Origin of the sequence: Erythrobacter litoralis HTCC2594, from assembly GCF_000013005.1 — a bacterium.
In the GTDB taxonomy this organism is placed as follows: Bacteria; Pseudomonadota; Alphaproteobacteria; order Sphingomonadales; family Sphingomonadaceae; genus Parerythrobacter; species Parerythrobacter litoralis_A.
The window spans coordinates 39,701-62,500 of the sequence record NC_007722.1 but is presented as its reverse complement, the minus strand read 5'-3'; the positions used below and the strand labels follow the sequence as shown (position 1 = coordinate 62,500).

Annotated in this window: 25 protein-coding genes (1 of these 25 running past the window's edge); 12 read left to right on the top strand and 13 right to left on the bottom strand. The window is 63.4% G+C overall.

The annotated features are described in order from the left end of the window. From EL2594_RS00245 to EL2594_RS00235, 3 genes are all read left to right on the top strand, one after another. A protein-coding gene (locus tag EL2594_RS00245; protein ID WP_011413020.1) for a lipopolysaccharide biosynthesis protein crosses the window boundary here: on the top strand, window positions 1-1,131 show its 3' portion. It extends 333 nt beyond the left edge of the window; only the last 1,131 of its 1,464 coding nucleotides appear in the window; its start codon lies beyond the left edge, outside the window; its stop codon occupies window positions 1,129-1,131. A gap of 102 nt (window positions 1,132-1,233) precedes the next feature. Continuing rightward, the gene (locus EL2594_RS00240) at window positions 1,234-2,205 is read left to right on the top strand and encodes an aspartyl protease family protein (RefSeq protein ID WP_011413019.1); all 972 of its coding nucleotides are present in this window, start codon (window positions 1,234-1,236) and stop codon (window positions 2,203-2,205) included. Window positions 2,206-2,278: 73 nt separating this feature from the next. Beyond that, window positions 2,279-4,096 (top strand): ABCB family ABC transporter ATP-binding protein/permease, encoded by a 1,818-nt coding sequence (locus EL2594_RS00235; protein WP_011413018.1) that lies wholly within the window; start codon window positions 2,279-2,281, stop codon window positions 4,094-4,096. On the opposite strand, the gene EL2594_RS00230 is transcribed toward EL2594_RS00235, so the two are convergent. Beyond that, window positions 4,097-6,943 (bottom strand): M16 family metallopeptidase, encoded by a 2,847-nt coding sequence (locus tag EL2594_RS00230; protein ID WP_011413017.1) that lies wholly within the window; start codon window positions 6,941-6,943, stop codon window positions 4,097-4,099. A 242-nt stretch (window positions 6,944-7,185) separates the two neighbouring features. Between EL2594_RS00230 and EL2594_RS00225 the strand changes: the two genes are divergently transcribed. Then, window positions 7,186-8,679 carry a SulP family inorganic anion transporter gene (locus EL2594_RS00225; protein ID WP_041684927.1) on the top strand — a complete coding sequence of 498 codons (1,494 nt, stop codon included), beginning with the start codon at window positions 7,186-7,188 and terminating at the stop codon, window positions 8,677-8,679. Here the strand turns inward: EL2594_RS00225 and EL2594_RS00220 are convergent. From EL2594_RS00220 to EL2594_RS00205, 4 genes are all read right to left on the bottom strand, one after another. Beyond that, on the bottom strand, window positions 8,676-9,086 hold the full coding sequence (locus EL2594_RS00220) for an ACT domain-containing protein (RefSeq protein WP_011413015.1): 411 nt from the start codon (window positions 9,084-9,086) through the stop codon (window positions 8,676-8,678). The two genes, EL2594_RS00225 and EL2594_RS00220, sit on opposite strands and share 4 nt — an antisense overlap. Further along, the gene (gene hslU / locus EL2594_RS00215) at window positions 9,083-10,384 is read right to left on the bottom strand and encodes an ATP-dependent protease ATPase subunit HslU (RefSeq protein WP_011413014.1); all 1,302 of its coding nucleotides are present in this window, start codon (window positions 10,382-10,384) and stop codon (window positions 9,083-9,085) included. The genes EL2594_RS00220 and hslU overlap by 4 nt, the downstream gene beginning before the upstream one ends. Before the next feature lie 94 nt (window positions 10,385-10,478). Next, complete coding sequence (hslV, locus tag EL2594_RS00210) at window positions 10,479-11,036, bottom strand: ATP-dependent protease subunit HslV (RefSeq protein WP_011413013.1); 558 nt, start codon at window positions 11,034-11,036, stop codon at window positions 10,479-10,481. Window positions 11,037-11,092: 56 nt separating this feature from the next. Continuing rightward, a complete protein-coding gene (locus tag EL2594_RS00205; protein ID WP_011413012.1) occupies window positions 11,093-11,521 on the bottom strand; it encodes an outer membrane protein assembly factor BamE in 429 nt (142 codons plus the stop codon). A gap of 256 nt (window positions 11,522-11,777) precedes the next feature. On the opposite strand from EL2594_RS00205, the gene EL2594_RS00200 reads away from it, so the two are divergent. Both EL2594_RS00200 and EL2594_RS00195 read left to right on the top strand, forming a co-directional pair. After that, window positions 11,778-12,296 (top strand): ubiquinol-cytochrome C chaperone family protein, encoded by a 519-nt coding sequence (locus tag EL2594_RS00200; RefSeq protein WP_011413011.1) that lies wholly within the window; start codon window positions 11,778-11,780, stop codon window positions 12,294-12,296. After that, entirely contained in the window at window positions 12,293-12,817 is a 525-nt protein-coding gene (locus EL2594_RS00195) for a YceD family protein (RefSeq protein ID WP_011413010.1), read from the top strand. The genes EL2594_RS00200 and EL2594_RS00195 overlap by 4 nt, the downstream gene beginning before the upstream one ends. A gap of 26 nt (window positions 12,818-12,843) precedes the next feature. Here EL2594_RS00195 and ssb read toward each other — a convergent pair whose 3' ends face one another. From ssb to EL2594_RS00170, 5 genes are read right to left on the bottom strand one after another with little or no spacing between them, the layout of a single operon-like run. Continuing rightward, a complete protein-coding gene (ssb, locus tag EL2594_RS00190; RefSeq protein WP_011413009.1) occupies window positions 12,844-13,374 on the bottom strand; it encodes a single-stranded DNA-binding protein in 531 nt (176 codons plus the stop codon). Between the two features lie 15 nt (window positions 13,375-13,389). Then, on the bottom strand, window positions 13,390-15,228 hold the full coding sequence (feoB, locus tag EL2594_RS00185; RefSeq protein ID WP_011413008.1) for a ferrous iron transporter B: 1,839 nt from the start codon (window positions 15,226-15,228) through the stop codon (window positions 13,390-13,392). 13 nt (window positions 15,229-15,241) lie between these two features. Beyond that, window positions 15,242-15,481, bottom strand: a complete 240-nt coding sequence (locus EL2594_RS00180; protein ID WP_011413007.1) for a FeoA family protein — start codon at window positions 15,479-15,481, stop codon at window positions 15,242-15,244. A 59-nt stretch (window positions 15,482-15,540) separates the two neighbouring features. Then, window positions 15,541-16,203, bottom strand: coding sequence for a COQ9 family protein (locus EL2594_RS00175; RefSeq protein ID WP_011413006.1), 663 nt, complete (start codon window positions 16,201-16,203; stop codon window positions 15,541-15,543). A 4-nt stretch (window positions 16,204-16,207) separates the two neighbouring features. Beyond that, the gene (locus EL2594_RS00170) at window positions 16,208-16,828 is read right to left on the bottom strand and encodes an ankyrin repeat domain-containing protein (protein WP_049762405.1); all 621 of its coding nucleotides are present in this window, start codon (window positions 16,826-16,828) and stop codon (window positions 16,208-16,210) included. Between the two features lie 85 nt (window positions 16,829-16,913). On the opposite strand from EL2594_RS00170, the gene EL2594_RS15560 reads away from it, so the two are divergent. The 6 genes from EL2594_RS15560 to EL2594_RS00140 are packed head-to-tail and all read left to right on the top strand — an operon-like array spanning window position 16,914 to window position 20,772. Beyond that, the gene (locus EL2594_RS15560) at window positions 16,914-17,507 is read left to right on the top strand and encodes an SCO family protein (RefSeq protein ID WP_011413004.1); all 594 of its coding nucleotides are present in this window, start codon (window positions 16,914-16,916) and stop codon (window positions 17,505-17,507) included. Continuing rightward, complete coding sequence (locus EL2594_RS15555; protein ID WP_011413003.1) at window positions 17,495-17,938, top strand: YcgN family cysteine cluster protein; 444 nt, start codon at window positions 17,495-17,497, stop codon at window positions 17,936-17,938. The genes EL2594_RS15560 and EL2594_RS15555 overlap by 13 nt, the downstream gene beginning before the upstream one ends. Continuing rightward, entirely contained in the window at window positions 17,935-18,657 is a 723-nt protein-coding gene (locus EL2594_RS00155) for a M48 family metallopeptidase (protein WP_011413002.1), read from the top strand. The genes EL2594_RS15555 and EL2594_RS00155 overlap by 4 nt, the downstream gene beginning before the upstream one ends. Before the next feature lie 58 nt (window positions 18,658-18,715). Beyond that, window positions 18,716-19,165, top strand: coding sequence for a hypothetical protein (locus EL2594_RS00150; RefSeq protein WP_011413001.1), 450 nt, complete (start codon window positions 18,716-18,718; stop codon window positions 19,163-19,165). Further along, window positions 19,165-20,142, top strand: a complete 978-nt coding sequence (ribD, locus tag EL2594_RS00145; protein WP_011413000.1) for a bifunctional diaminohydroxyphosphoribosylaminopyrimidine deaminase/5-amino-6-(5-phosphoribosylamino)uracil reductase RibD — start codon at window positions 19,165-19,167, stop codon at window positions 20,140-20,142. Before EL2594_RS00150 ends, ribD begins: the two co-directional genes overlap by 1 nt. A 9-nt stretch (window positions 20,143-20,151) precedes the next feature. Further along, a complete protein-coding gene (locus EL2594_RS00140; protein ID WP_011412999.1) occupies window positions 20,152-20,772 on the top strand; it encodes a riboflavin synthase in 621 nt (206 codons plus the stop codon). Between the two features lie 15 nt (window positions 20,773-20,787). Here the strand turns inward: EL2594_RS00140 and EL2594_RS15245 are convergent, their stop codons facing one another. From EL2594_RS15245 to EL2594_RS00130, 3 genes are all read right to left on the bottom strand, one after another. After that, window positions 20,788-20,952, bottom strand: coding sequence for a Flp family type IVb pilin (locus EL2594_RS15245; protein WP_011412998.1), 165 nt, complete (start codon window positions 20,950-20,952; stop codon window positions 20,788-20,790). 61 nt (window positions 20,953-21,013) lie between these two features. Next, entirely contained in the window at window positions 21,014-21,580 is a 567-nt protein-coding gene (locus tag EL2594_RS00135; RefSeq protein WP_011412997.1) for a GNAT family N-acetyltransferase, read from the bottom strand. Further along, window positions 21,567-22,745, bottom strand: a complete 1,179-nt coding sequence (locus EL2594_RS00130; protein ID WP_011412996.1) for an aromatic amino acid transaminase — start codon at window positions 22,743-22,745, stop codon at window positions 21,567-21,569. The genes EL2594_RS00135 and EL2594_RS00130 overlap by 14 nt, the downstream gene beginning before the upstream one ends. Window positions 22,746-22,800 lie beyond the last annotated feature (55 nt).

The following is a 22,800-nucleotide window of genomic DNA, read 5'->3' as shown; positions in this document are numbered from 1 at the left end:
TTCCTGACCATTCCCTTCACCGCTCTACCATCCGAGTTGCTGGCCAAGCGGCTCGAATTCCGGATCCAGGGCAAGATCAGCATGCTCGCCGCTACCCTCGCCGCCATCGTGGCACTGGTCATGGCCTGGTGGGGTTACGGCGTGTGGGCCTTGGTCTACGCGCCTATCTCCGGCTTCGTGTTTCGTGCGATCGCCTTGACCATCGCCGCTCGTTCGCTTGTCCCGCCGGTCTTCGATTTGCGCGGCGCGCGCGACATTCTCCATTTTGGCGGGGCCCTCACAGTTTGCCAGATGTTCTGGATCATCCAGAGCCAAAGCGACATCTTCATAGCCGGTCGGGTTTTCGATACGCATGATCTCGGGCTTTATGCCGAGGCGCTTTTTCTCACCCTGATTGTCACCGGTCGTTTCCTGCCGCCGATTAACGATGTCGCGTTTCCGGCCTATGCCGAATTGCACAGGACCGGAAAATCGCTCGCCCCCTATTTCCTCAAGACATTGCGCACGGTCCTGCTTGTGACCGCTCCGATCTATTTCGGGCTGGCACTGACCGCCGAACCGGCGGTGCTGACGCTGTTCGGCGAAAAATGGGTTGCTATGGCGCCGATTGCCGCAGGCCTGGCTTTGGCGATGCCGGCCATGGCGATCCAGATCGTGTGCAGCCCCGTCACCAACGCGATGGGCGAACCCGGCGTGTACGTTCGGACCAATGCGTTCGGTGCGATCATTTTCCCCCTGTCATTCCTGGTAGGCGTTGCGTCGGGACCCTTCGGCCTCGTCTACGCTTGGTGGATTTGCGCGCCGCTGCTAATGTTCTGGACACTGCTGCTGACACTTCCCCGGATCGGCCTTACGTGGCGCAAGCTTTTCGGCGAGCTCTCCCCGATCATGCTGGCCAACGGAACGATGGTGCTGGCGGTGTTGGCCCTCGACGCATTCCTGCCCGATCCGGCCCCATTCATCGAATTGCTCGCGAAGGCGCTGTGCGGAGCCGCAGTCTACGGTCTCGCCATCCGCATCTTCTGGCCACATCTTATTGCGGAAACCTGGGCCATGCTGCGGCAGGGCGAACCGTCTCCTGCCGTGACCACGCATACCGATCGCAATTCGGCGGGGCACGCCCCGGCTTGAGAACGCCCGTGTTTGGCGTAGCACGACACCCGTGATACTCTCTCGTATGCGCGGGCCGGGAACAGCCCTGCACGATCGCCCCCGGCCCCATGGAGAAAACAGATGCTTAAACGGTCGCTCGCCGGTGCAAGCACCCTGCTGGCCGCCGCCCTTGCACCGGCGAGCGCTGTCGGCAACACCCCCGAGGCAGCCACGGCCCCGACCGAAGCGATCGACCCGGACGTCATCCAGGCGGAGAAAGACCGGTATGAACGGCTGACTGTGCCGGTCACCATCGAAGGCCAGGGTCCATACCGTTTCATGATCGATACCGGGGCGCAGGCGACGGTGGTCAGCAAGAAGGTCTCGCACGAAATCGGCATGACCCCGCTCGGGCGCGCCACGCTCGTCGCCATGGGCAGCCGGCGCGAGGTGGACATGGTTCGGCTCAACGGGCTCGAATTTGCAGGAAGGCTGTTCGACAATCTGGAATCGCCGCTGCTCGAAGGCGCCAATTTCGGTGCCGACGGCATCCTTGGTCTCGACAGCCTGCAGGACCTGCGCGTGTTGATAGACTTCAAGGAAGACCGGATGACGGTGGCCGATGCGGACTCGCTGGGCGGCAATCGCGGCTACGAGATCGTGGTCAAGGCGCGACGACGGCTGGGACAGATGATCATCACCAACGCCCGGATCGACGGCATAAAGACGTCGGTCATTATCGACACGGGGGCACAGAACACGGTCGCCAACCGGGCCTTGCAGCGCAAGATGCGCGCACGGCTCGGCACCGAAGTCCAATCGACCGACGTCAACGGGGTCCTGGTGGTCGGCAAACTCGGTTGGGCGAAGCGACTGCAGATTGGCGGAATGGAATTGTCGAACGTCCCGATCAGCTTTGCCGACAGCCCGGCATTTGCCGCATTGGGACTGGAGGACCAGCCGACCGTCATCATGGGGATGCGTAACCTGCAGAACTTCGAGCGCATCGCGATCGACTTCTCTTCGCGGCGGGTGTTGTTCGATTTGCCGGGCGGCTCCTACAACGTGAACCCCTACCAGCGCGTGTTCTTCCCCAGCCGCGTCGGCGGTTAGCCAGCACCCGTCGTCTGCTGGCATCCAGTCTCCGCGCTTGCCGGATGTATGCCTGAGCCCCACTTAGGGACGCATGCCGCCCGACTATCCCACAAAATCCAAGGCTGATTTCGACGGCTGGGGCACGCTGCGGCGGTTCCTGCCCTATCTATGGCCTGCCGGACGCCGCGACCTGAAGGCGCGGATTGTCGGCGCACTGATCATGGTGCTTGCTGCCAAGGCAATCATCCTCGCCATGCCGCTCGCCATGAAGGGTGCGATCGATACCATGGCGGCTGATGGTGATCCTCTGACCATGGTCGCGCTCGGCTTCGTGATCGCCTATGTCGGCGCACGCATCTTGAGCTTGGTCTTCGATCAGGTTCGAAACATCGTGTTCGAGCGGGTCGGGCAGATCGCAACGCAAGACCTTGCCGAAGATGTGTTCGCACGGCTGCACCAATTGAGCCTGCGTTTCCACCTCTCGCGTCGCACCGGAGAGGTCACCAAGACGATCGAACGCGGCACCAAGAGCATCGACTCGATGCTCTATTTCATCCTGTTCAACATCGCTCCGACCCTGGTCGAACTGACCGCTGTAGCGGTAATCTTCTACGCACTGTTCGGCTGGGAGCTCGTCGTGGCGACCGGCGTCACCGTGGTGCTCTATATCGCCGTCACCCGCTGGATCACCGAGTGGCGGGTCAAGCTGCGCGCGGAAATGAACGATCTCGACGGCAGGGCACTCAGCCGTGCGGTCGACTCGCTCCTCAATTTCGAAACGGTCAAATATTTCGGCGCGGAAAAGCGCGAGGAGGATCGATATGCCTCGGCCGCGCGCGCCTATGCCGAAGCGGCGATCAAATCGGAAAACTCGCTTGGGCTGCTCAACATAACGCAGGCGCTGATCACCAACGGCCTGATGGCGCTCGCGATGGGATTCGTGGTCTGGCGCTGGAGCCAGGGGGCGCTGACCGTCGGTGACCTGACAGCGGTCAATCTCTATCTCATGCAATTGTTTCGCCCGCTCGATATGCTCGGCTGGGTCTATCGTACGATCCGACAGGGTCTGGTCGACATGGCGGAAATGTTCCGCCTGATGGATACCCAGGTCGAAGTAATCGATGTGCCCGGCGCGCCTGCGCTCGTCGCCGACCCCCCGACGGTGGCCTTCGACAACGTCGTGTTCGGCTACGATCCCGAGCGGACGATCCTGCACGGCCTCAGCTTCGAAGTACCCGCCGGCTCGCGCGTCGCCATCGTTGGCCCGTCGGGCGCAGGCAAGAGCACTATCGGTCGCCTGCTGTTCCGGTTCTACGATCCGCAGGCCGGGCGCATCCTGATCGCCGGGCAGGACATCGCCAAGGTGCAGCAGCAATCGCTGCGCGAAGCCATCGGCATCGTCCCCCAGGACAGCGTGCTGTTCAACGACACCCTGCGCTACAACATCGCCTATGGCCGCGAGGGAGCCAGCGAGGGGGAAATCCTGCGCGCCGCCGACGACGCGGCAATCCTGCCTTTCATCGAAAAGCTGCCCGACGGACTGGAAACCGAAGTCGGCGAGCGCGGTCTCAAACTGTCCGGCGGCGAGAAGCAGCGCGTCGCGATCGCCCGCACCCTGCTCAAGGGACCGCCCATTCTCCTGTTCGACGAAGCCACCAGCGCGCTCGACAGCGGAACCGAGCAGGATATTCTCGGCACGCTGCAACGTGTCAGCCGCAACCACACGACATTGGCAATCGCCCATCGGCTCTCGACCATTTCCGATGCCGACACCATCCTGGTGCTCGACGATGGCCATCTGGAAGAGCAAGGCCGCCACGCCGATTTGCTGCGACGCGGCGGCCTTTATGCCGAGATGTGGGCCCGCCAGCAGGCCGAAAGTGAGCCGACCGCCGAAGCGGCGGAGTGATTACTCACCCGCCACGGCAATCTCGCCCAATGGATCTGCGAAATCTACATCCGCCGCTTCGATCACCGTTACGTCGGGCCTTATGGCCTTCAGGTCGTCGAGGAAGATCGAAGCATCGCCAGCGATGATCAGCGTCGCGTCCTCCGACGAGATATAGGCATCGGCGGCTGCGCGCGCCCGCTCGGGCGTTACCTCACCTAGATTGGCCGCGTAGCGAAGCGCCTCGGCAGGATCGAGACCGTTTTGCAGCAGACCGGCGATCGCGCCGTTGAACCCTGCCGAAGTCTCCAGACGCCGTTCCGAGGAGCCGACGAGGTAACGCCTGCGCGCCTCGATGAATTCCGGATCGAAGTCTTCGCTGGAAAGTCTGTCGAACTCACCAAGCATCACTTCGACGACATCGCCGACCGTTTCGTTGGCGGTCTGCGAGCTGGCTGTCAGATAGCCTTCGTCGACCCGCGACGGTTGCCCGCTGTAGGCTCCGTAGCTGAGCGAGCGCTTGGTGCGGATTTCCTCGAACAGGCGGCCGCTCGAGCCCCCACCGAGGATGGCATTGGCGATCGACAGGTCGAAATAGTCGTCCGCTGCCCGCGAAGGTGCGCGGACCGCCGCGAGCACGGTCGCCTGGCCCGCGTCGGGCAGGTTGACGACGATGGTGCGCGGGGGGCGCGCCTCGCCGGCGCGTTCGCCCGGCAATTCGGGCGCATCGCCATCGGCGGTCCAGCCCCCGAACAAATCTTGCGCCAGCGCGACCTGCCGCTCGGCCGGAATCCCGCCGCTGATGACCAGTTGCATCGTGTCCGGCCGCCACCATTTCTCGCGATAGGCTATCAGGTCCGCCGGCGTGATGGCTGCGATCGTGGCCTCATTGGCGCCGATCCCGTACGGCGCGTCGCCGAACAGGATCGGTGCGGACACCACGCTGGGCAGTGCCGACGGATTCGACCGCAGCGATTTCACATTGTCGAGCAGCCGCGCCTTCTGGATATCGAACTGGTCCTGCGGGTACGACGCATCGCGCAGCACCTCCACCAAGAGGGCACCCGCCTTGTCGATAGTGGCCGCCGGCGCGTTCACGCTTACCAACGTGCCCTCATCGCCGGGCGAGACCGAAAGGTTTGCCCCGAGCGATTCCAGTGCTGCCGCAAGCCCAGCCGCGTCGAGCCTGCTGGTGCCCTGATCGGCGAGCGAGGCAGCGAGCGATGAGACTCCGGCCAATTCGCGCGAGTCGGTGATCGCGCCGCCCGGCATCACCGCCGTAATGGTCACGATCGGCACATCGCCGGTCTGTGCAGCGACCAGCTTGATGCCGTTATCCAGCGTCCGTTGCACCAGTTCCGGATCGGCGACGGCCGGTGCCGCCGATGGTCCCGGCACCGGCTCGCGCCGGCTTTCATCCAATACGCTGAGCGGCGTGCTGCCGGACGGTGGCAGCGTGACGTATTCCGGCATGGGGACCGGGTTGCGCCACGCCTCCGGGTTGGCTTCGCCGGCTGCATAGGAAAGGTCCGTCCGCGCCGATGGATCGAGATATTCCGCCGCTACGCGCCTGATGTCGTCGAGCGTGACCTGTGTGATCGCTTGCAGCAGGATGTCCGCCGCGCGCGGGTCGCCGCCTGAGGTAAACAAGGCTTCGCCAAGCTCGCTGGCACGGCCGCGGGCGGTCTGCCGCGAGTTCAAACGCGCGGCGAAAAACTCGTTGCGCGCCTCCGACAATTCGGCCTCGCTCACGCCATTCTCGCGAATGTCGGCGAGGGTGTTATCGATCGCCTGCTTGGCAACAGCCGTGTCGCCTGCCGGGCTGACGAATGCCAAGGTCGCGAAATAGCCGCCTTCCTCGGATGGCCGCATGATCTGCGCCTTGTCCACCGCAATGCCGGACCGCACGAGCTTTTCCTGCAAGCGGCTGCTGGCACCCGTGCCGAGGATACCGTCCAGCAGCAAGAGTGCCGGTATGTCGGGATGGTTTGCCGCCGGAAGCTTCCACAAGGAGCCGACGACCGGCAACGGCACGTTGGGGTTCGTCATCGCGAAACTGCGGGGCTCGGTCCGTTCGACCGTCGAGGGTGCGATGTCGAGCGGCAACGGATTGGCCCGGCGCGGGATGTCGGCGAAGTACTTGTCGACCAGGGCGCGCAATTGCTCGATCGCGAAATTGCCCGCCACAATCAGGGTTGCGGTGTCGGGGCCGTAATAGGCTTCGTGGAACGCCAGCGCATCGCCAAGCTCGGCCGAGTCGAGATCTTCGATACTTCCGATGATCGGGCGCCGCTGCGGCAATGTGTCGAACGCGTTCTCCGGCAAGGCCAGCGAGATCAACGGACCATAGGGCTGCGACGCCACGCGGGTGCGGAATTCCTCCTTCACCACGCCGCGCTCGCTTTCGAAAACCTGCTCGTCCACCACCGGCAGCGCCATCCGCTCCTTGTGCGTCCAGAGCATCGTCTCGAGATATTCGGCGGGAACGATCTCGTAATAATTGGTGCGATCGTAACCGGTCGAGGCATTGCGCGTGCCGCCTACGTCCGCGGTCAGCGAATAAATGAGATTATACGGCATGTTCTGCGTCTTGCGGCTGAGAATATGCTCGAACATGTGAGCGAAGCCGGACCGACCATCGGGATCATGCTTGGACCCGACATCGTACCAGACCGAGGTGTAGACCGTCCGTGTGCTGTCGTCGGGCAACGCGATCACGCGCAGGCCGTTGTCGAGCGTCCATTCGGTAAATTCGATCTCGGGCGCGCTGAGCACCGGTGTATCGGCAGTGTGATCGTCGGCGAGCGCAGGTTGAGCGGTCGCCAGCGCGAGCAAAGCCGCGCCGGCGGCAAGAGCGGAAGATTTCATGATGTGCAGACCCCCAAATTCAATACGCGATTGATTCGGCCACTAAATCAGCCCTGCTGGTGCCTGACAACCTGACCCTTCACCCAATCGACAAACCGGCAATGCCCTTCTGCAAGGCGCAATGGTGAATTCGCATGCGCAGGGTTGTGCTGCACTGCAACATTGCCTACCTGCGCCCGCTCATTCTTCCGGTGCCGCTTGCGAGCGATTTCCCGCACCGGACAGCTCACAGGACTGGTTTCATGTATTCACCCGCCGCGTTCAAACGCGACTGGCTCTCCAATGTGCGCGCCGACTTGCTGGCCGGGATCGTCGTAAGCCTCGCGCTCATCCCCGAGGCGATCGGTTTCTCGATCATCGCCGGGGTCGATCCGCGCGTGGGGCTCTATGCCTCGATCGCGATTGCGATGATCATCGCCTTCACTGGCGGTCGGCCCGGCATGATCTCGGCGGCGACGGCGGCGGTCGCCGTCGTGGTAATCCCGCTGGTCCGCGATTACGGGGTCGAATACCTTTTCGCCGCGACGATACTGATGGGTATATTCCAGGGCATCGCTGCCGTGTTGCGACTGGACTTGCTGATGCAATTCGTCGGCCGCGCCGTCATCACCGGCTTCGTCAACGCGCTGGCGATCCTGATCTTTATGGCGCAGTTGCCGGAACTCACCAATGTCGGGTGGGAAACCTATGCCATGGTCGCAGTGGCGCTGGCGATCATCTACCTGCTGCCGCGCGTGACGACGGCTGTGCCGTCACCCCTGGTCGCAATCGTGCTGCTCACGCTCCTGACGATCTGGATCGATGCGCCGGTCAACACAGTCTCCGACATGGGCGAACTGCCGGAAGGCCTGCCCTATTTCGTCTGGCCCGACGTGCCGCTGACGTGGGAGACCCTGCAGATCATCGCTCCCTATTCGGCAACCATGGCAGCGGTCGGCCTGATCGAGAGCCTGCTGACTGCGCGGATCGTCGACGATATGACGCACACCGGCAGCAACAAGCGGCGCGAGACCTGGGGCCAGGGCGTGGCCAATATCGGCGCAGCGCTCGTCGGCGGCATGGGCGGCTGCGCCATGATCGGGCAATCCGTGATCAATGTCACCAGCGGCGGGCGTGGACGGCTTTCGGCGCTGACCGCAGGGGTGACGCTGTTGCTCCTCCTTTGGCTGCTCGGGCCGATCGTGGGCCAGATCCCGATGCCCGCGCTGGTCGCGGTGATGATCATGGTCTCGATCGGGACCTTCTCATGGACCTCGATCCCCAACCTGCGCCATCATCCGTGGCAGGCTTCGGTCGTCATGCTGGCAACGGTTGCTGTCGTGGTGACGACACACAACCTGGCGCTCGGCGTGCTGGTCGGCGTATTGCTCTCCGGCATCTTCTTCGCCGCCATGGTGATGAACCTGTTCGAAGTCACTCGCACCCGCGAAGGCAATACCGCCACCTATACCGCCAGGGGGCAGATCTTTTTCGCCAGCGTGGAACGTTTCGAAGCCGCGCTCGGGCCGGAAAGCAAACAGCCCGACCCTGCCGATCACGTTATCATCGACGTGTCCGACGCGCATTTCTGGGACATCTCAGGCGTCGGCGCACTCGACAAGGTGGTCGAGCGCATGCGCGCCAACGGACGCAGCGTGCAGGTGGTGGGCCTCAATGAAGCCAGCGCCGACATGGTCGATCGCCATGCCGTGACCGATCGGACGGGCGTGGAACTGGGGCTGGCGCCGCACCCTTAGAGCGTGGCGGTAGCCTGCAACTGCTTGAGGATCGCCAGCGCTTCCTCGGCGCGGTCTGCCGGCACGAAAGCATGATCGTGGCGCAGGGCGGCAACCATATTGCAGGCGATCCCGGCCTTGGCGAGTGCGCTGGCAACAGCGGCGGTCAGCCCGACGCCTTCCAGCGCCGAATGCACCCGCAAGGTAATTCGCGCATAGGGATCGGCTTGAAGCTCGTGCTCCAGCGCGACCGCATGCGGGACGATCAGCGAAAGCCCTTCGGCTTCGCGGAATGTGCCGAGCGCATGGCTCATCCATTGTATGACCAGCTCCGGCTCGTACCCGCCGACAAAACACCACAGCGGCTCGTCGAGCACCGGATCCATCCCGGCGATCGTCGCTGCGGTTTCGGCGACGGGCCGCGTCACAGGATATATTTGCTGAGGTCGCTATCCTCGGCGAGTTCGGAAAGCTTGTCCTTCACATAGGCCGCATCGATCACGATGGTCTCGCCCTTGTGCTCTTCGGCTTCGAAACTCAATTCCTCGAGCAGCCGCTCCATCACTGTCTGCAAGCGGCGGGCACCGATATTCTCGACGCTCTCGTTGACCTGCGCGGCGATCGTCGCGACTTCGCGGATCGCGTCGTCGGTGATTTCGACCGTCACGTCCTCGGTGCCCAGCAGGGCCTTGTATTGTTCGACGAGGTTGGCGCGGGTCTCGCTGAGGATGCGGACAAAGTCCTCGATCTCAAGCGCGCGCAATTCGACGCGGATCGGCAGGCGGCCCTGCAGTTCGGGCAACATGTCGCTCGGCTTGGAAACATGGAAAGCGCCACTGGCAATGAACAGGACGTGGTCGGTCTTCATCGGTCCGTGCTTGGTTGACACAGTTGTACCCTCGATAAGGGGCAATAAATCGCGCTGTACGCCTTCGCGGCTGACCGAGCCGCCGCGCACGTCGCTCACGGCGATCTTGTCGATCTCATCGAGGAAGACGATGCCGTTGGTTTCGGCATTTTCCAGCGCGACGCGCGACACGTCGTCCTGGTCCATGCGCTTTTCGGCCTCTTCCTCGACCAGCTTGTCCCAAGCGTCCGGCACCTTGAGCTTGCGCCGCTTCTTGTTGTTGCGGCCCAGCGCCTTGCCCATCATGTCGCTGAGGTCGATCATGCCGACATTGCCGCCGAGGCCGGGAATTTCCATCGGCATGCTCGGGCTATCGGAGACTTCGACTTCTACCTCGACATCGTTCATCGCGTTCTGGACGACCCGTTCGCGAAAGCTCTCGCGGGTTGCTTCACTGGCATTATCGCCGACCAGCGCATCCAGCAGCCGCTCCATGGCGGCCGTGCTGGCGGCTTCACGAACCGCTTCGCGCCGGCGATCTTTCTCAAGCCGGATTGCTTCTTCGACCAGGTCGCGCGCGATCTGCTCGACATCGCGACCCACATAGCCGACTTCGGTGAACTTGGTCGCTTCGACCTTGATGAAAGGCGCTTCGGCAAGCTTGGCCAGACGGCGGCTGATCTCGGTTTTACCGCAGCCGGTCGGGCCAATCATGAGGATGTTCTTGGGCGTGACTTCGTCGCGGAGTTCCGCGCCAAGCTGCAAGCGGCGCCAGCGATTGCGAAGCGCAACGGCAACGGCGCGTTTGGCGTCTTTCTGACCAATAATGTGCTCGTCGAGCGCGGCGACAATCGCCTTGGGGGTGAGTGCTTCGGTCATTTACTCTCGTCATCCCAGCGAACGCTGGGATCTCTGTCAATCGGGCGCTTCACAAGTGGAAGCAGATCCCAGCGTTCGCTGGGATGACGGCAAATTAAACGGTTTCGAGCGTGACGCTGCCGTTGGTGAAAACGCATATTTCTGCCGCGACGGCCATGGCCTTGCGGGCGATCTGTTCGGCATCGTCTTCGTAGTCGGAAAGGGCGCGCGCAGCAGCGAGGGCATAGTTCCCCCCCGACCCGATCGCGGCGATACCACCTTCCGGCTCAAGCACATCGCCGTTTCCGGTCAGAACCAGCAAAGTTTCCTTGTCGGCGACGATCATCAACGCTTCTAGATTGCGCAGGTACTTGTCGGTGCGCCAATCCTTGGCGAGCTCGACAGCAGCGCGCATCAACTGACCCGAATATTGGTCCAGCTTGCGTTCCAGCCGCTCGAAGAGCGTGAACGCATCGGCCGTAGCACCGGCGAAGCCAGCCACGACCTTGCCCTCACCGATCCGACGCACCTTCTTGGCATTGGGCTTCATCACGGTGTTGCCCATCGAGACCTGGCCGTCACCCGCGACGACGATCTTGTCGCCGCGCTTGACGCCGATGATGGTGGTGCCGTGCCATTGCGTGAGGCCGTGGGCGTTTAAAGATGTGTCCATGCCGCGCGATATGGGGCGCGGCGTGGCGGGGTCAAGTCAGGCTGGTGGAACGGAACCTAACGCCCCGGTCCACCCGGGGCCCCGGCACCCGGTGCACCGACGGTGCCGATATTGCCGAACAGGTCCTCGAGGAACCCGCGCTCACGGCCTAGCGTGGGGGTCTTGTCGCCATCGGGTGTGATGTAGGCAACCTGTTCGATTCCGGAAATATCGGTGGCGATCACATTGCCGGCCTGGTCGAAACGAACCGCTAGCACCTGGTGCGTGCGAATGCGTGGGCGGACGAAGGGGCGGCGACCGGTCACGCTGGACACGTAGTACCACGTCGGCTCGCCGAACTGGCTTTCGAAGGTCGGGCGACCGAGTGTCGCAGCGACCGACTGCCGGTTATCGATGCCCGGCTGAACCCGGTCGAGCAATAGCTGGTCGACCACGTATCCGCGGCTCTCGCGGATCGTGCCGCAGCTGCTGAGCGCGAGGCCCATCGCCAGCAATGCGCCAGCCCCGAGAACCTTTGCACGGCTCCCTCTGCGGCCAAAGCAAAATGCCATCGATAAACCTTCCTTCGTATCGCTCCGTACCGGCTAGGCTTTTCGCCTTCGGCACCGTTCCCTATATCGGCTGCGAGCCTTAGGGCGAAGCACCCGGCTCTGCAACGGCGATTGCCTAGTCGCCTGTGCGCAGAGCGGTTTGAATTGCGGATGAATAGGCCGCACGACCTCGATTGGAGACCTGCCAAAGATGAGCCTGCTGAGCAAACTCTTCCAGCGCACCCCAGACCCCAAGGAGCAGCTCCGCCCGCTGTGGCACCAGATCGTCAAGGTTGCGCGCAGCCCCGATCTCTATGCCGAATGCGGCGTGGCCGACACGCTCGAAGGGCGCTTCGACATGCTCAGTACGATCCTCGCCGTTGTCATGCTGCGGGTCGAACGCGATCCCGAGACCTTGTCCGCCTCCGCCCGGCTGACCGAGCTCTTTGTCGACGATATGGACGGGCAGCTACGTGAAGCCGGGATCGGCGACCCGACGGTCGGCAAGAAGCTCGGTCAGCTGATGAGCGCGCTGGGCGGACGCACCGGCGCCTTGCGTGAAGGGCTGGCGCAGGCCGACGATGCAGCCTTGGTAGCCGCGATCGAGCGCAATGTGACCTTCTCGGAAGGCGGTTCGCCTGCCTGCGTCGCCAAGAAAGTGCGCCGCTTTGCCGCCGCACTCGATGCCCTCACATACGACCAATTGCTGCACGCGGATCTGATGCTGTGAGCGCGCACGAACTCAGCCGCTTAGTCAAATTGCGGGCGATCAAGCACGAACCGGTCGTCGTCGAAGCCGACGAAGCCGAACGCGCTGCGCTGGCTGCGCGCTTCGGCATCACGACCATTGATAGTCTTCGAGCCGAGGTGGCGCTCGACCCCGACGGGCAACGCGTAGCGGCGACCGGCATGCTTGCAGCCAGTATCACTCAGCCTTGCGCGATTTCGGGCGAAGACTTTCCCGTCGCCATCGATGAAGAACTCGACTTCGTGTTCGTCCCGGCAAGCGAAAGCGAGGTCGCAGTGGAAGGCGAAGAGATCGAACTCGAGCGCGAAGACCTCGACGAGATCGAGTACAGAGGCGACAGCTTCGATCTCGGCGAGGCTATCGCGCAGAGCCTGGCACTGGCAATCGATCCCTATGCGGAAGGTCCGAATGCCGACGCGGCACGCGAAAGAGCCGGAATTGTCACTGAGGACACGCCCAGCGGACCCTTGGCCGAGGCCTTGGCCGCGTTGAAGAAGAACTAGAGAGCAGGCGTTCCTGTGCGGACGACTCAGAACGGGATATCGTCGTCGAGATCGTCGTAGTTCGAGCCGCCTCCGCCGCCGGAGCCACCGCCGCTCTGGCCGCCACTTTGGCCACCACCGCCCTGATCCCAGCCGCCATTGTTCCCGCCCGAGCGCTGGCCACCGCCACCGTAGCCTCCGCCGCCACCACCGCCTTGGCCGCCACCGGCACCGTCGAGCATGGTCAGCGTGCCGTTATAGCCGCGCAGCACGACTTCGGTCGAATAGCGGTCATTGCCGCTCTGGTCCTGCCACTTGCGAGTCTGCAACTGGCCTTCGATGTAAACCTTGGAGCCTTTCTTGAGATAGCGCTCCGCGACGTTGACGAGACCTTCTGAAAAGATCGCGACCGTGTGCCATTCGGTGCGCTCCTGCCGCTCGCCGCTATTGCGATCCTTCCACGTCTCGCTGGTGGCGATGCGCAGGTTGCAGACTTTGCCGCCATTCTGGAAGCTGCGCACTTCCGGGTCCTGCCCCAGATTGCCGATCAGCATGACCTTGTTGAGCGAGCCCGCCATTTCACAATTCCTTCGCTAGAGTCCGAGCGCCAGCGCGCTCCAGTAAGTGATTCCCGCGAAGATATAGGCCAGCGCGAACAGATAGCCCAACATGACTATCGGCCATTTCCACCCATTCGTTTCGCGCCGGGCGACGGCGATGGTGGAAAGGCATTGCGGAGCGAAGACAAACCAGGCGAGAAAAGCGAGCGCAGTCGGCAAGCTCCAGCGCGCAGCGATCTGGTCGCGCAACGCACTTTCCGTCTCTTCCTCGTCCTCGGCCTCGACCGCATAGGTTGTCGCCAGCGATGCGACAGCGACTTCGCGTGCCGCCATGGCAGGGACGATGGAAAGGGTCATTTCGCGGTTGAAGCCGATCGGTTCGAACACCGGCTGCATTACACTCGCGATCTGCCCTGCAAAGCTTGCATCGAGCTGGTTTTCGCCCGGATCGGCCTTGGGGAAAGTCAGCAGCAACCACAGGATCACCGTCGCTGCAAAGATGATCGTACCCGCGCGGCGAAGGAAAACCCATGCGCGCTGCCACAGGCCGATCAGCAAGTCCCTGATCCGCGGCAATTGGTAACGCGGCAGTTCCATGATGAAACCGGAGGCAGCGCCTGCGGTTACCGTCCGCCGCAGAACCAGCGCCACCAGCAGTGCACCGACTATGCCTGCGACATAGAGAGCGAAGAGAACGAGGCCCTGCAACCCAATGCCCGGGCCGACCGTGGTCGCGGGCATCACTGCGGCAATGATGACGGCATAGACCGGTAGCCGCGCGGAGCATGTCATCAACGGCGCGATCAGGATCGTGGTGAGCCGGTCCTTCGGATCGGCGATGCTGCGGGTCGCCATGATGCCGGGAATGGCGCAGGCGAAGCTGGAAAGGAGCGGGATAAAACTGCGGCCCGACAGGCCCACGCCTGCCATCAGCCGGTCCATCAGGAATGCGGCGCGCGCCATATAGCCGGTCGCTTCCATGACCAGGATGAAGGCGAACAGGATGACGATCTGCGGCAGGAAGACGACGACCGAGCCGACACCCGCGATCAAGCCTTCTGTAATGAGGTCGCGGACAAAGCCTTCCGGCATGGTCGCCACGACCAGCCCGGCCAGCCACTCGGTCGCGCCTTCGATGAGACCGATAAACGGATCGGCCCAGGCGAACACCGCTTGGAACACCACGAACAGCAATCCGAACAGGATGACCGGTCCGATCCACGGATTCAGCAGCACCTTATCAAGACTGCTTTCCAGCGTCGCGCGCGAACTTTTCGACAGGATCGCCGCCTTGGTGATATTCTTCGCTTCGAGCCGACGCTCGGTAAGGTCGATATGCGGGCGCGGGGATGGATCGCCGAGCGGGAGGTCGGATACCGCCGCGACCAGATCGTCGAGCCCACGACTGCGCACAGCGACGGTCGGCACGACCGGCACGCCCAGCGCTTTTCCGAGCGCATCGGGATCGAGGGTAAGCCCGTCGCGCTCGGCGAGATCGACCATGTTGAGCGCCACCACCGTCGGGCGGCCCAGCTCGATCACTTCCTGCGCAAAAACCAGATGCTGCTCGAGATTGGCGGCATCGAGTACCACGACGAGAACGTCGGGTTGGCGCTGCCCTTCCTGCTCTCCGAAGACCACTTTGCGGGTCACTTCCTCGTCGGGGCTGGCGGCATCGAAAGCGTAGCTGCCCGGCAGGTCGAGCAATTCGACCGGCTCGCCGCTCGCCAGCACCATGCGCCCGGCCTTACGCTCTACCGTGACGCCGGGATAGTTGGCGATCTTTTGCCGCGCGCCGGTCAGCTTGTTGAACAGCGCGCTTTTGCCGGCATTGGGGTTGCCCACCAGCGCGACGGTGCGGATCGTGCTCATGCGCTCGCGCCCCTCAGCCTTCCGAGACCGAGACAGCGGCAGCATGGACCCGGCGCAGCGCAATCGTCATCCGCCCCAGCGTCACCGCGAGCGGATCGCGCCCACCGAAGACGCCGCGATGCTTGACCGACACCTCGACACCGGCGTCGAAGCCGAGCGCGCGCAAGCGCTTGCCGTCATCTGCAGCGATGCTGTCCCAATCGATTGAGGTGATGGTGGCACAGCAGCCGGGCGCGAGTCCTTCAAGGGTCATGCCTCGCCGCTGCCAGACCGCGCGGCTAATTGCAACTCATTCTCAATAGAAGCTGCGTCTCAGCGCGCCGGATAGCGCAATCGGCCCAGGAAACGCGTGACGCTGAAGGTTTCACGGTCCGAATTGAGGAATTTCGCCTTCAGCTTTTCGAACTTCATCACTCCGTCAATCCGCCGATCGAGGAACGCCTTGGTCTCGACCTTGTCCTCGCTGTCATCATTGATGAAGAAGGTCAGCGTCGCGCCGTATATCCCGGCGAGGATCGTGCGCTTGGTGTAGTGGTTGTAATCGGTCGCGGTATCGCCTGCGAGCCGCCACATGATATCCGCCGTCCGCCAGCCGATCTTTATGCCTTCGCCGGCGTTCTGCGGCATCGACATGATGGCGAGTGCGCTGCGCACGGCCTCTTCCTGTCCTGCAACGGCATCCAGCCGGAACCGCACCAGCGAGCGAATGCGTTCGCGGATTTTCAGCTCGGCGAGCTTTTCCTGCGGCCATTCGCTTGTCATGCGCGCATCGACATTTTCGATCCAGGCACGGATCATCGCCATCTGCCCGCCCTTGAACGCCAGCCGCGCGACATCGACATCGACGCCTTCCATCTCGGCCGCCATCTCCAGAGCATCGTCGCCCCACCCATCGAAAATGGCGGAATCGGCGATGGCAGGCGCCAGCGCGAGCCTCAGCTCGGCGAGGGTCATGTCTTGGACGTTATCGATCATCGTTTCAGAAACGCGGGCCGTAGTCGGTCTGTTCCTTGCCGTCTCGCGCCGCGTCGGCGGCTTCGAATTCCATGGTGAGCCGCTTGCTGCCGATCGCCTCGGCATAATCGCGCGCCGAACGGCCGGAATTGTCGTTGCGATCGGGATCCGCGCCCTTGGAGAGCAGGAGCTTGACCATTTCGATATTGCGCTGGTGGGTCGCAGTGATCAGCGGCGTCTCGCCCAGATTGTTGCCTTCGTCGTGACGCGCGCCGGCCTTGATCAGGGCCTCGACGCCTTCGGTATTGCCCAGGCTGGCGGAAATCATCAGCGGGGTCACGCCAGCCTTGTTGGCGATGTTGGGATTGGCGCCCTTCTGCGTCAGGAACCTGATCCACACCGTGTCGCGCCGTTCAGCCACAATGTGCAGTGCGGTATCGCCGGTGGCCAGATCGCGGGTGTTTATCAGCGTGCTGCCGGGCGTCTCGATTATCTGCGTCACCTGATTGCCGTCACGATCGCGCACGGCCTCGAGAAAGTTGTAGCTATCGGAAAACATGCCCGATTGCGCGGCCAGTGGCGCGGCCAGAACGGCAAGCGAAAGGCCGAAGGCCGATATTGATCGACGAAAAACAGGTGCTGACACCTTTGCAGTCTCCGCAAAAACTCTATGTGAATGGGCAGACTCGCCCTTGTCGTCACGCAGTTAGCAGACCCTGAACAGAACCGCCATGCTACGCCTTCCATCCTGTGCCGCAATCGCCCTGGCCCTGACACTGGCCGCTTGCAATGGCGAGCAAGCACCGCCGCCGGAAGCTCCGCTCGCCGGATCGACCATCGGCGGCGATTTCGAACTAACGAGCGAAAGCGGGGACACTGTCAACTGGTCCGATTTCGACGGGCAATACAGGATCGTCTACTTCGGCTACGCCTATTGCCCCGACATCTGCCCTACCGATGTCCAGCGGGCGATGGCCGGTTTGCGCCAGTTCGAGCAGGACAATCCTGCGCTTGGCGCGCAAATCCAGCCGCTATTCGTCAGCATCGATCCCGAGCGCGACACGCAGGAAGTCGTCGCCGAATTCACCGACGCCTTTCACCCGCGCCTGATCGGCTTGACCGGCACGCCGGAACAGATCGAGCAGGCCGCCAGCGCCTTCAAGGTCTTCTATGCCCGCGGCGAGGACCAGCCGGGTGGCGGGTACCTGATGGACCATTCCAACATCACCTACCTCTTCGGCCCCGATGGCGAGCCCATTGCGACGCTGCCGACCGACCAGGGTGCCGATGCAGTCGCCACCGAGCTCGCCCTGTGGGTGCGCTGAGGGACCGCTTCTGGGAGTTGCCCCTGGCCGACCTGAGCGAGCCGGAGTGGGAGGCTCTGTGCGACGGGTGCGGGCGATGCTGCCTGCACAAGATCGAGGATGCCGATTCCGGCGAGATCGAAGACACCAATGTCGCTTGCAAGCTGCTCGACACCGAGACGGCGCGCTGCACCGACTATCGCAATCGCAAGACCTTCGTGCCCGACTGCTTGCGCCTGACGCTCAAGATCGTCGAGGACGTTGCCTGGTTGCCGGAAAGTTGCGCCTATCGACGGAGGGCCGACGGGCGGGGCTTGCCGCTATGGCATTACCTGCTGTCAGGCGATCCTGAGGCCGTCCATCGCAAAGGCGCAGGGGTTGCCGGTCGCGTCGTCAGCGAGAACCGGGCCGGACCGCTCGAGCACCATATCGTCGATTGGCAGGAATCATGATCGAATGGCTGCGCCGCGATCCCGCCGATCTCTCCATTACGCTCGGCGGCACGAACCTTCCGCTAGACATTCGCCGCCACCCGACCGCCAAGCGCATGGTACTTAGGCTGGCCGACGACGGTGCCAGCGTGCGCGTCACTCTGCCGCGATGGGGGCGGACAGACGAAGCCATTGCCTTTGCCGAGAGCCGCGCCGAGTGGCTCGCCGCGCAACTGGCCAAGCGGCCAGCAGCGACTGCGATAGAGCCGGGCGCAGTCCTGCCATTTCATGGGCGCGATTTGAGGATCGAATGGGACAGTGGTCGGCCAAGAAAACCTGTCGTCGACGGTGACAGAATTCATGTCTGCGGTCCGAAGGAAACCCTCCAATCGCGGCTCAAGCGTTGGCTTCAATCGCAGGCGCGTGAAGCGTTCGCAACCGATCTCCAATACTATTCGCAGGTGGCGCAATTGCCCACGCCCGATTACTCGATCAGCAGCGCCAGGCGGCGATGGGGCAGCTGTTCCTCCAGCGGAACAGTACGCATCAACTGGCGGCTGATCATGGCGCCCGACAATGTGCGGCGCTCGGTCGTCGCGCATGAGACCGCGCATCGCGTCCACTTCGACCACTCGCCCGCATTCTACAGCCTGCTGAGCGAGCTGTACGAAGGCGATCTTGCGCTAGCCGACGGGTGGCTCAAGCAGCACGGTCGCACTCTCTACGCCTTTTTCGGCTGAGCGACCCTGCCCGCAAGGCCACTGGCGCGCGCGCCGCTCGCTCCCTATGTAGGCGCGCATGGGCCGCCTATCACGCTTCAACCCCGCCCCCGGCGTCAAGGATTTCTGGACCGAATTCCGGCGACCCCAGCCCTATCGCATCCCGATCCTGTTGGCTTCGATCGCGATACCCGGCGCCATGCTCTACATGTTCGCCAGCCAGGAAACCATGGTCCCGCCGCGCAGCCCGGACGTGACCTACATCACCAGCTTCGCGCCTGACCGCACCGACGACGAGATCATAGAGTCCAATATCGAGAACCAGTTGCGCAAGGACGAACGCCGCGAACGGCTCGAGGAAATCGAGGCCCGTCGCCGTGCGCTCTACCGCGAGCTTGGTCGGGCGTCGGGTCTGGATGTCGACGCCATGGAGGCCGAAGCCGAAGCCGAGCGCATCCGCGAAGAGGCCGAGGCGGAAATCGAAAGGCGCGAGCGGCTCGATGCCGCGGGGCTGGAAGAGATCGAATAGTGATCGGGCCGCGGGGGGATCAGGACTGGCTCGCCGCCGCCGCACGCCTTGCCAGTCGTGGCCGCCCCGTGAGTGCACCCAACCCCGCTGTCGGTTGCATCATCGTCAAGCAGGATCGCGTGATCGGTCGCGGCTGGACACGCGTTGGCGGCCGACCACATGCCGAGGCGGCGGCACTCGAACAGGCCGGCCAAGACGCGCGAGGGGCGACGATCTATGTCACGCTCGAGCCCTGCGCCCATGAATCCGATCGCGGCCCCTCCTGTGCGGACTTGCTGGTTGCTGCGCGACCGCAGAGGGTCGTGCTGGCGGAGGTCGATCCAGACCGGCGAACACATGGTGCCGGGATCGCGCGCCTGCGCAGAAGCGGCATCACGGTCGAAACGCTGCCGTCCCCTGCAGCTGCGGCCAGCCTTGCAGGCTTTCTCACCCGCGAACGTCTCGGGCGGCCGCATGTCACGCTCAAGCTCGCTCTCTCGCTCGATGGCTGCATCGCTCTCGCGAGCGGCGAAAGCCAGTGGATCACAGGCGAAGAAGCGCGCGCGCATTGTCACTCGCGCCGTGCGATGAGCGATGCCATCCTGGTCGGCGGCGGTACCTGGCGTGCCGACAAACCGCGTCTCGACGTGCGCTTGCCGGGGCTCGAAGACCGCAGCCCGCAGCGCGTCGTCCTCACCCGTGGCGTACCCATCGACGGCGTGCGGATCATCAACGAACCGGCCCAGATCGACCGGCTCGAGGCTGCGCAATATCTCTATGTCGAAGGCGGCGCGGGCGCGGCTGCCAGTTTTCTTGCCGAAAACCTGGTCGACCGGCTCGACATCTATCGTGCCCCGATCGTGATCGGGGGCGGCAAACCGGCCTTCGGCAATATCGGACTAGCCGACCTCACGTCCGCCCACGGAAGCTGGAAACTGGTCGAACGCCGCCAGCTTGGCAGCGATTGCTACGAAGCCTATGAGCGGCAACGAAGCTAAGGAGCACGCATGTTTACCGGTATCGTCACCGCCATCGGCACCATCGAAAGCGCAGAGCAACTAAGCGACCTGCGCGTGCGCGTGCGCTGCCCTTACGACCCGGCGGACATCGCCATCGGCGCGTCGATCGCCTGCTCGGGCGCGTGCATGACGGTGGTCGATCGCGGCGGCCGGGAAGGCGATGCCTGGTTTGCCGTCGACGTTTCGGGCGAAAGCGTTTCGAAGACCGCGAGCGACATGTGGCAGGTCGGCGGCGCACTCAATCTCGAAACCGCGCTCAAGCTGGGCGACGAACTGGGCGGACATATCGTGACCGGTCACGTCGATGCGGTCGGCACTGTCGAAAGCGCGGTTGAGGTGGGCGGCTCGCACACGGTGAAGATCCGCGCGCCGAAGGATCTGGCGCCCTATATCGCGCCCAAGGGCTCGATAACCGTCGACGGTGTCTCGCTTACGGTCAACGAAGTGACAGACCACGACGACGGGTCGTGCACCTTCTCGCTCAATATCATCCCGCATACATGGGAAGTCACGACGCTCGGCCGGATCGAGGCCGGGTCCGAGGTCAATCTCGAAATAGATGTGCTTGCACGCTACCTGAGGCGCATGGAGAGCCTGCGTGCGGCCTGACGCAAGGTAAGTCCGTCAGTTCACTTCGGCATAGGCCGTTTCGACCTTGGTCATCTGATTGCTCGATTGCTCGCCGAGCGCCATGAACGCGCCGAGGGCTGCTATTGAGATAATCGAAGCGACAAGCGCAAACTCGGTCGCCGGACTGCCGCTTTGATCCCTGAAAAGTGGCCTGAACATTATCCCGATTCCCCTGTGTTGAGGGGGCCTTAGGAGATCACGGTTATTTTCGCGTTAAAGCTTATTGGGCCGTGGCGCCCAGAGGCCCGCCAGCGAATTCGCTCCGCCCGATCACGTAGTGGACGTGGCGGGCCGAGGTCCCGGCCATTTTGCGGTCCTCGACGCGGTCGGACAGTCGTCCCCCGATCTTCTCCATCGCCTTTCGCGAGCGCCAGTTTTCTTCCCCGACGGCAAAGCGGCACTCCGCGACGCTGGCCAAGGCATGGCGCACCATCAAGCGCTTAAGCTCGAGATTGGCTTTCCCGCCCCAGTATTCGCGCGCGAGGAAAGTCCACCCAATCTCGATCGATCCGCCAACTTCCGGCTCCAGCCCCTGGTATCGCGAGGAACCGATGACGGCGCCACTTCGCTTGTCGATCACCGCCAAGGCACCGCCATGGGCCAAGGCGTCGGCGAAGAATACGCGAAAGACAGGTTCTTGCCAGCGGTCGTGCGCCGGATGTTGTTCCCAGATGAGGGGATCGGCAGCGACCGCGAAGAGCGCGTCGAAATCCTCCAAGCCCAATGGCCGAAGGCGCAGCGCCTCCCCCTCGAGGATAGGCTGGCGGTCGAGGTCAGCCGGTGACATCCGCCAGTGCGCCGATGAACTTGTCCATATTGCCTTTGGTCAGACCTGCGACATTGATGCGGCCCGAGCCTGCCATGTAGACCGCGTGGTCGTCGCGCAATTTCTGGATCTGGTCTTTGTCGAGGGGCAGCATGGCGAACATGCCGTTCTGGCGACCCAGAGGTGCCAGATCGAGACCGGGCACTTCATTGTCCGCCTGCGCCAGGCGGTCGCGCACCCAGCGCAGGCGCTTGCGCATGCTTTCGAGCTCGTCGAGCCAGACCTTGGTCATGTCCTCGCTGCGCAGAACCAGCCGTACGGCCGCACCGCCGTGATCGGGCGGCATCGACCAATTGGCCCGCGCGAGAGCATTGGCGTTGGACAGGATGGCATCCATCTGCTCGCTGCTCTTGGCCTTGACGTAGAATGCCCCGACACGGTCACGATACAGCCCGAAATTCTTGTCGCAGCTATAGGCCACCAGCGCCTCCGGCACCGCGGCCAGTACCGTGCGTAGCCCGGCGACGTCCTCGTCCAGCCCCTGTCCCAGGCCATGGTAGGCAGTATCGATGACGGGCAGAACCGGGCTGTCCGCCAGCGCTTCGGCTATGGCGGCCCAGTCCTCGGCGCTATAGTCCACGCCAGTAGGATTGTGGCAGCAGCCATGGAGCAGCACCGCATCGCCCTCACCCGCCGTGCGCAACGCGCCGAGCAGAGCATCGAGATTGGCGGTCCCATCGGGCTTGGCATGTTCGAAGGTCATCACCTCGAGGCCGACATCGGCGAGGATCTGGGCATGATTGGGCCAGCTTGGCACGCCCATCAAAACGCGCCCGACGCCCGCCTTCTGCGCCAGGGCGAAGGCCAGTCGGCAAGCGCCGGTGCCGCCGGGTGTCTGCATGCCTTCGATATGACCGTTCATCGTGGCGTTCTTGCCGAAGATGCGCGGCATCAGGGCGTGGACGAAGCCGATATCGCCTTCCGGACCGAGATAGCCCTTCGATTCCTGGATATCGACCAGCTTCTGTTCGGCCTGCTTGATGGCCTTGAAAACCGGCGTCGCGCCATCATCCGTGCGATAGACGCCGACGCCGAGGTCGATCTTTTCGTCGCGGTCGTCGGAGGCGAAGAGCTTGATCAGCGCCAGCAGCGCGTCGGGGGCTTGCGGTTCGAGGGCTTCGAGCATGGCCGCAGCTATTGCCTGCGCTGCGCGGCGCCCGCAACCGGAATTCGTATGACCG

What these genes read in the sequence shown, in the direction of transcription:
- EL2594_RS00130 (WP_011412996.1), bottom strand. Translation starts at nt 22,745, where the DNA reads ATGCTCGAAGCCCTCGAACCGCAAGCCCCCGACGCGCTGCTGGCGCTG.
- EL2594_RS15560 (WP_011413004.1), top strand. Translation starts at nt 16,914, where the DNA reads ATGCTACGCCTTCCATCCTGTGCCGCAATCGCCCTGGCCCTGACACTG.
- EL2594_RS00135 (WP_011412997.1), bottom strand. Translation starts at nt 21,580, where the DNA reads ATGTCACCGGCTGACCTCGACCGCCAGCCTATCCTCGAGGGGGAGGCG.
- ssb (WP_011413009.1), bottom strand. Translation starts at nt 13,374, where the DNA reads ATGGCGGGCTCGCTCAACAAGGTCATGCTGATCGGCAATCTGGGGCAG.
- EL2594_RS00240 (WP_011413019.1), top strand. Translation starts at nt 1,234, where the DNA reads ATGCTTAAACGGTCGCTCGCCGGTGCAAGCACCCTGCTGGCCGCCGCC.
- EL2594_RS00230 (WP_011413017.1), bottom strand. Translation starts at nt 6,943, where the DNA reads ATGAAATCTTCCGCTCTTGCCGCCGGCGCGGCTTTGCTCGCGCTGGCG.
- EL2594_RS00200 (WP_011413011.1), top strand. Translation starts at nt 11,778, where the DNA reads ATGAGCCTGCTGAGCAAACTCTTCCAGCGCACCCCAGACCCCAAGGAG.
- EL2594_RS00150 (WP_011413001.1), top strand. Translation starts at nt 18,716, where the DNA reads ATGGGCCGCCTATCACGCTTCAACCCCGCCCCCGGCGTCAAGGATTTC.
- feoB (WP_011413008.1), bottom strand. Translation starts at nt 15,228, where the DNA reads ATGAGCACGATCCGCACCGTCGCGCTGGTGGGCAACCCCAATGCCGGC.
- EL2594_RS00235 (WP_011413018.1), top strand. Translation starts at nt 2,279, where the DNA reads ATGCCGCCCGACTATCCCACAAAATCCAAGGCTGATTTCGACGGCTGG.
- EL2594_RS00225 (WP_041684927.1), top strand. Translation starts at nt 7,186, where the DNA reads ATGTATTCACCCGCCGCGTTCAAACGCGACTGGCTCTCCAATGTGCGC.
- hslV (WP_011413013.1), bottom strand. Translation starts at nt 11,036, where the DNA reads ATGGACACATCTTTAAACGCCCACGGCCTCACGCAATGGCACGGCACC.
- EL2594_RS00140 (WP_011412999.1), top strand. Translation starts at nt 20,152, where the DNA reads ATGTTTACCGGTATCGTCACCGCCATCGGCACCATCGAAAGCGCAGAG.
- hslU (WP_011413014.1), bottom strand. Translation starts at nt 10,384, where the DNA reads ATGACCGAAGCACTCACCCCCAAGGCGATTGTCGCCGCGCTCGACGAG.
- EL2594_RS00205 (WP_011413012.1), bottom strand. Translation starts at nt 11,521, where the DNA reads ATGGGCCTCGCGCTCAGCAGCTGCGGCACGATCCGCGAGAGCCGCGGA.
- EL2594_RS15245 (WP_011412998.1), bottom strand. Translation starts at nt 20,952, where the DNA reads ATGTTCAGGCCACTTTTCAGGGATCAAAGCGGCAGTCCGGCGACCGAG.
- EL2594_RS00180 (WP_011413007.1), bottom strand. Translation starts at nt 15,481, where the DNA reads ATGACCCTTGAAGGACTCGCGCCCGGCTGCTGTGCCACCATCACCTCA.
- EL2594_RS00175 (WP_011413006.1), bottom strand. Translation starts at nt 16,203, where the DNA reads ATGATCGATAACGTCCAAGACATGACCCTCGCCGAGCTGAGGCTCGCG.
- EL2594_RS00155 (WP_011413002.1), top strand. Translation starts at nt 17,935, where the DNA reads ATGATCGAATGGCTGCGCCGCGATCCCGCCGATCTCTCCATTACGCTC.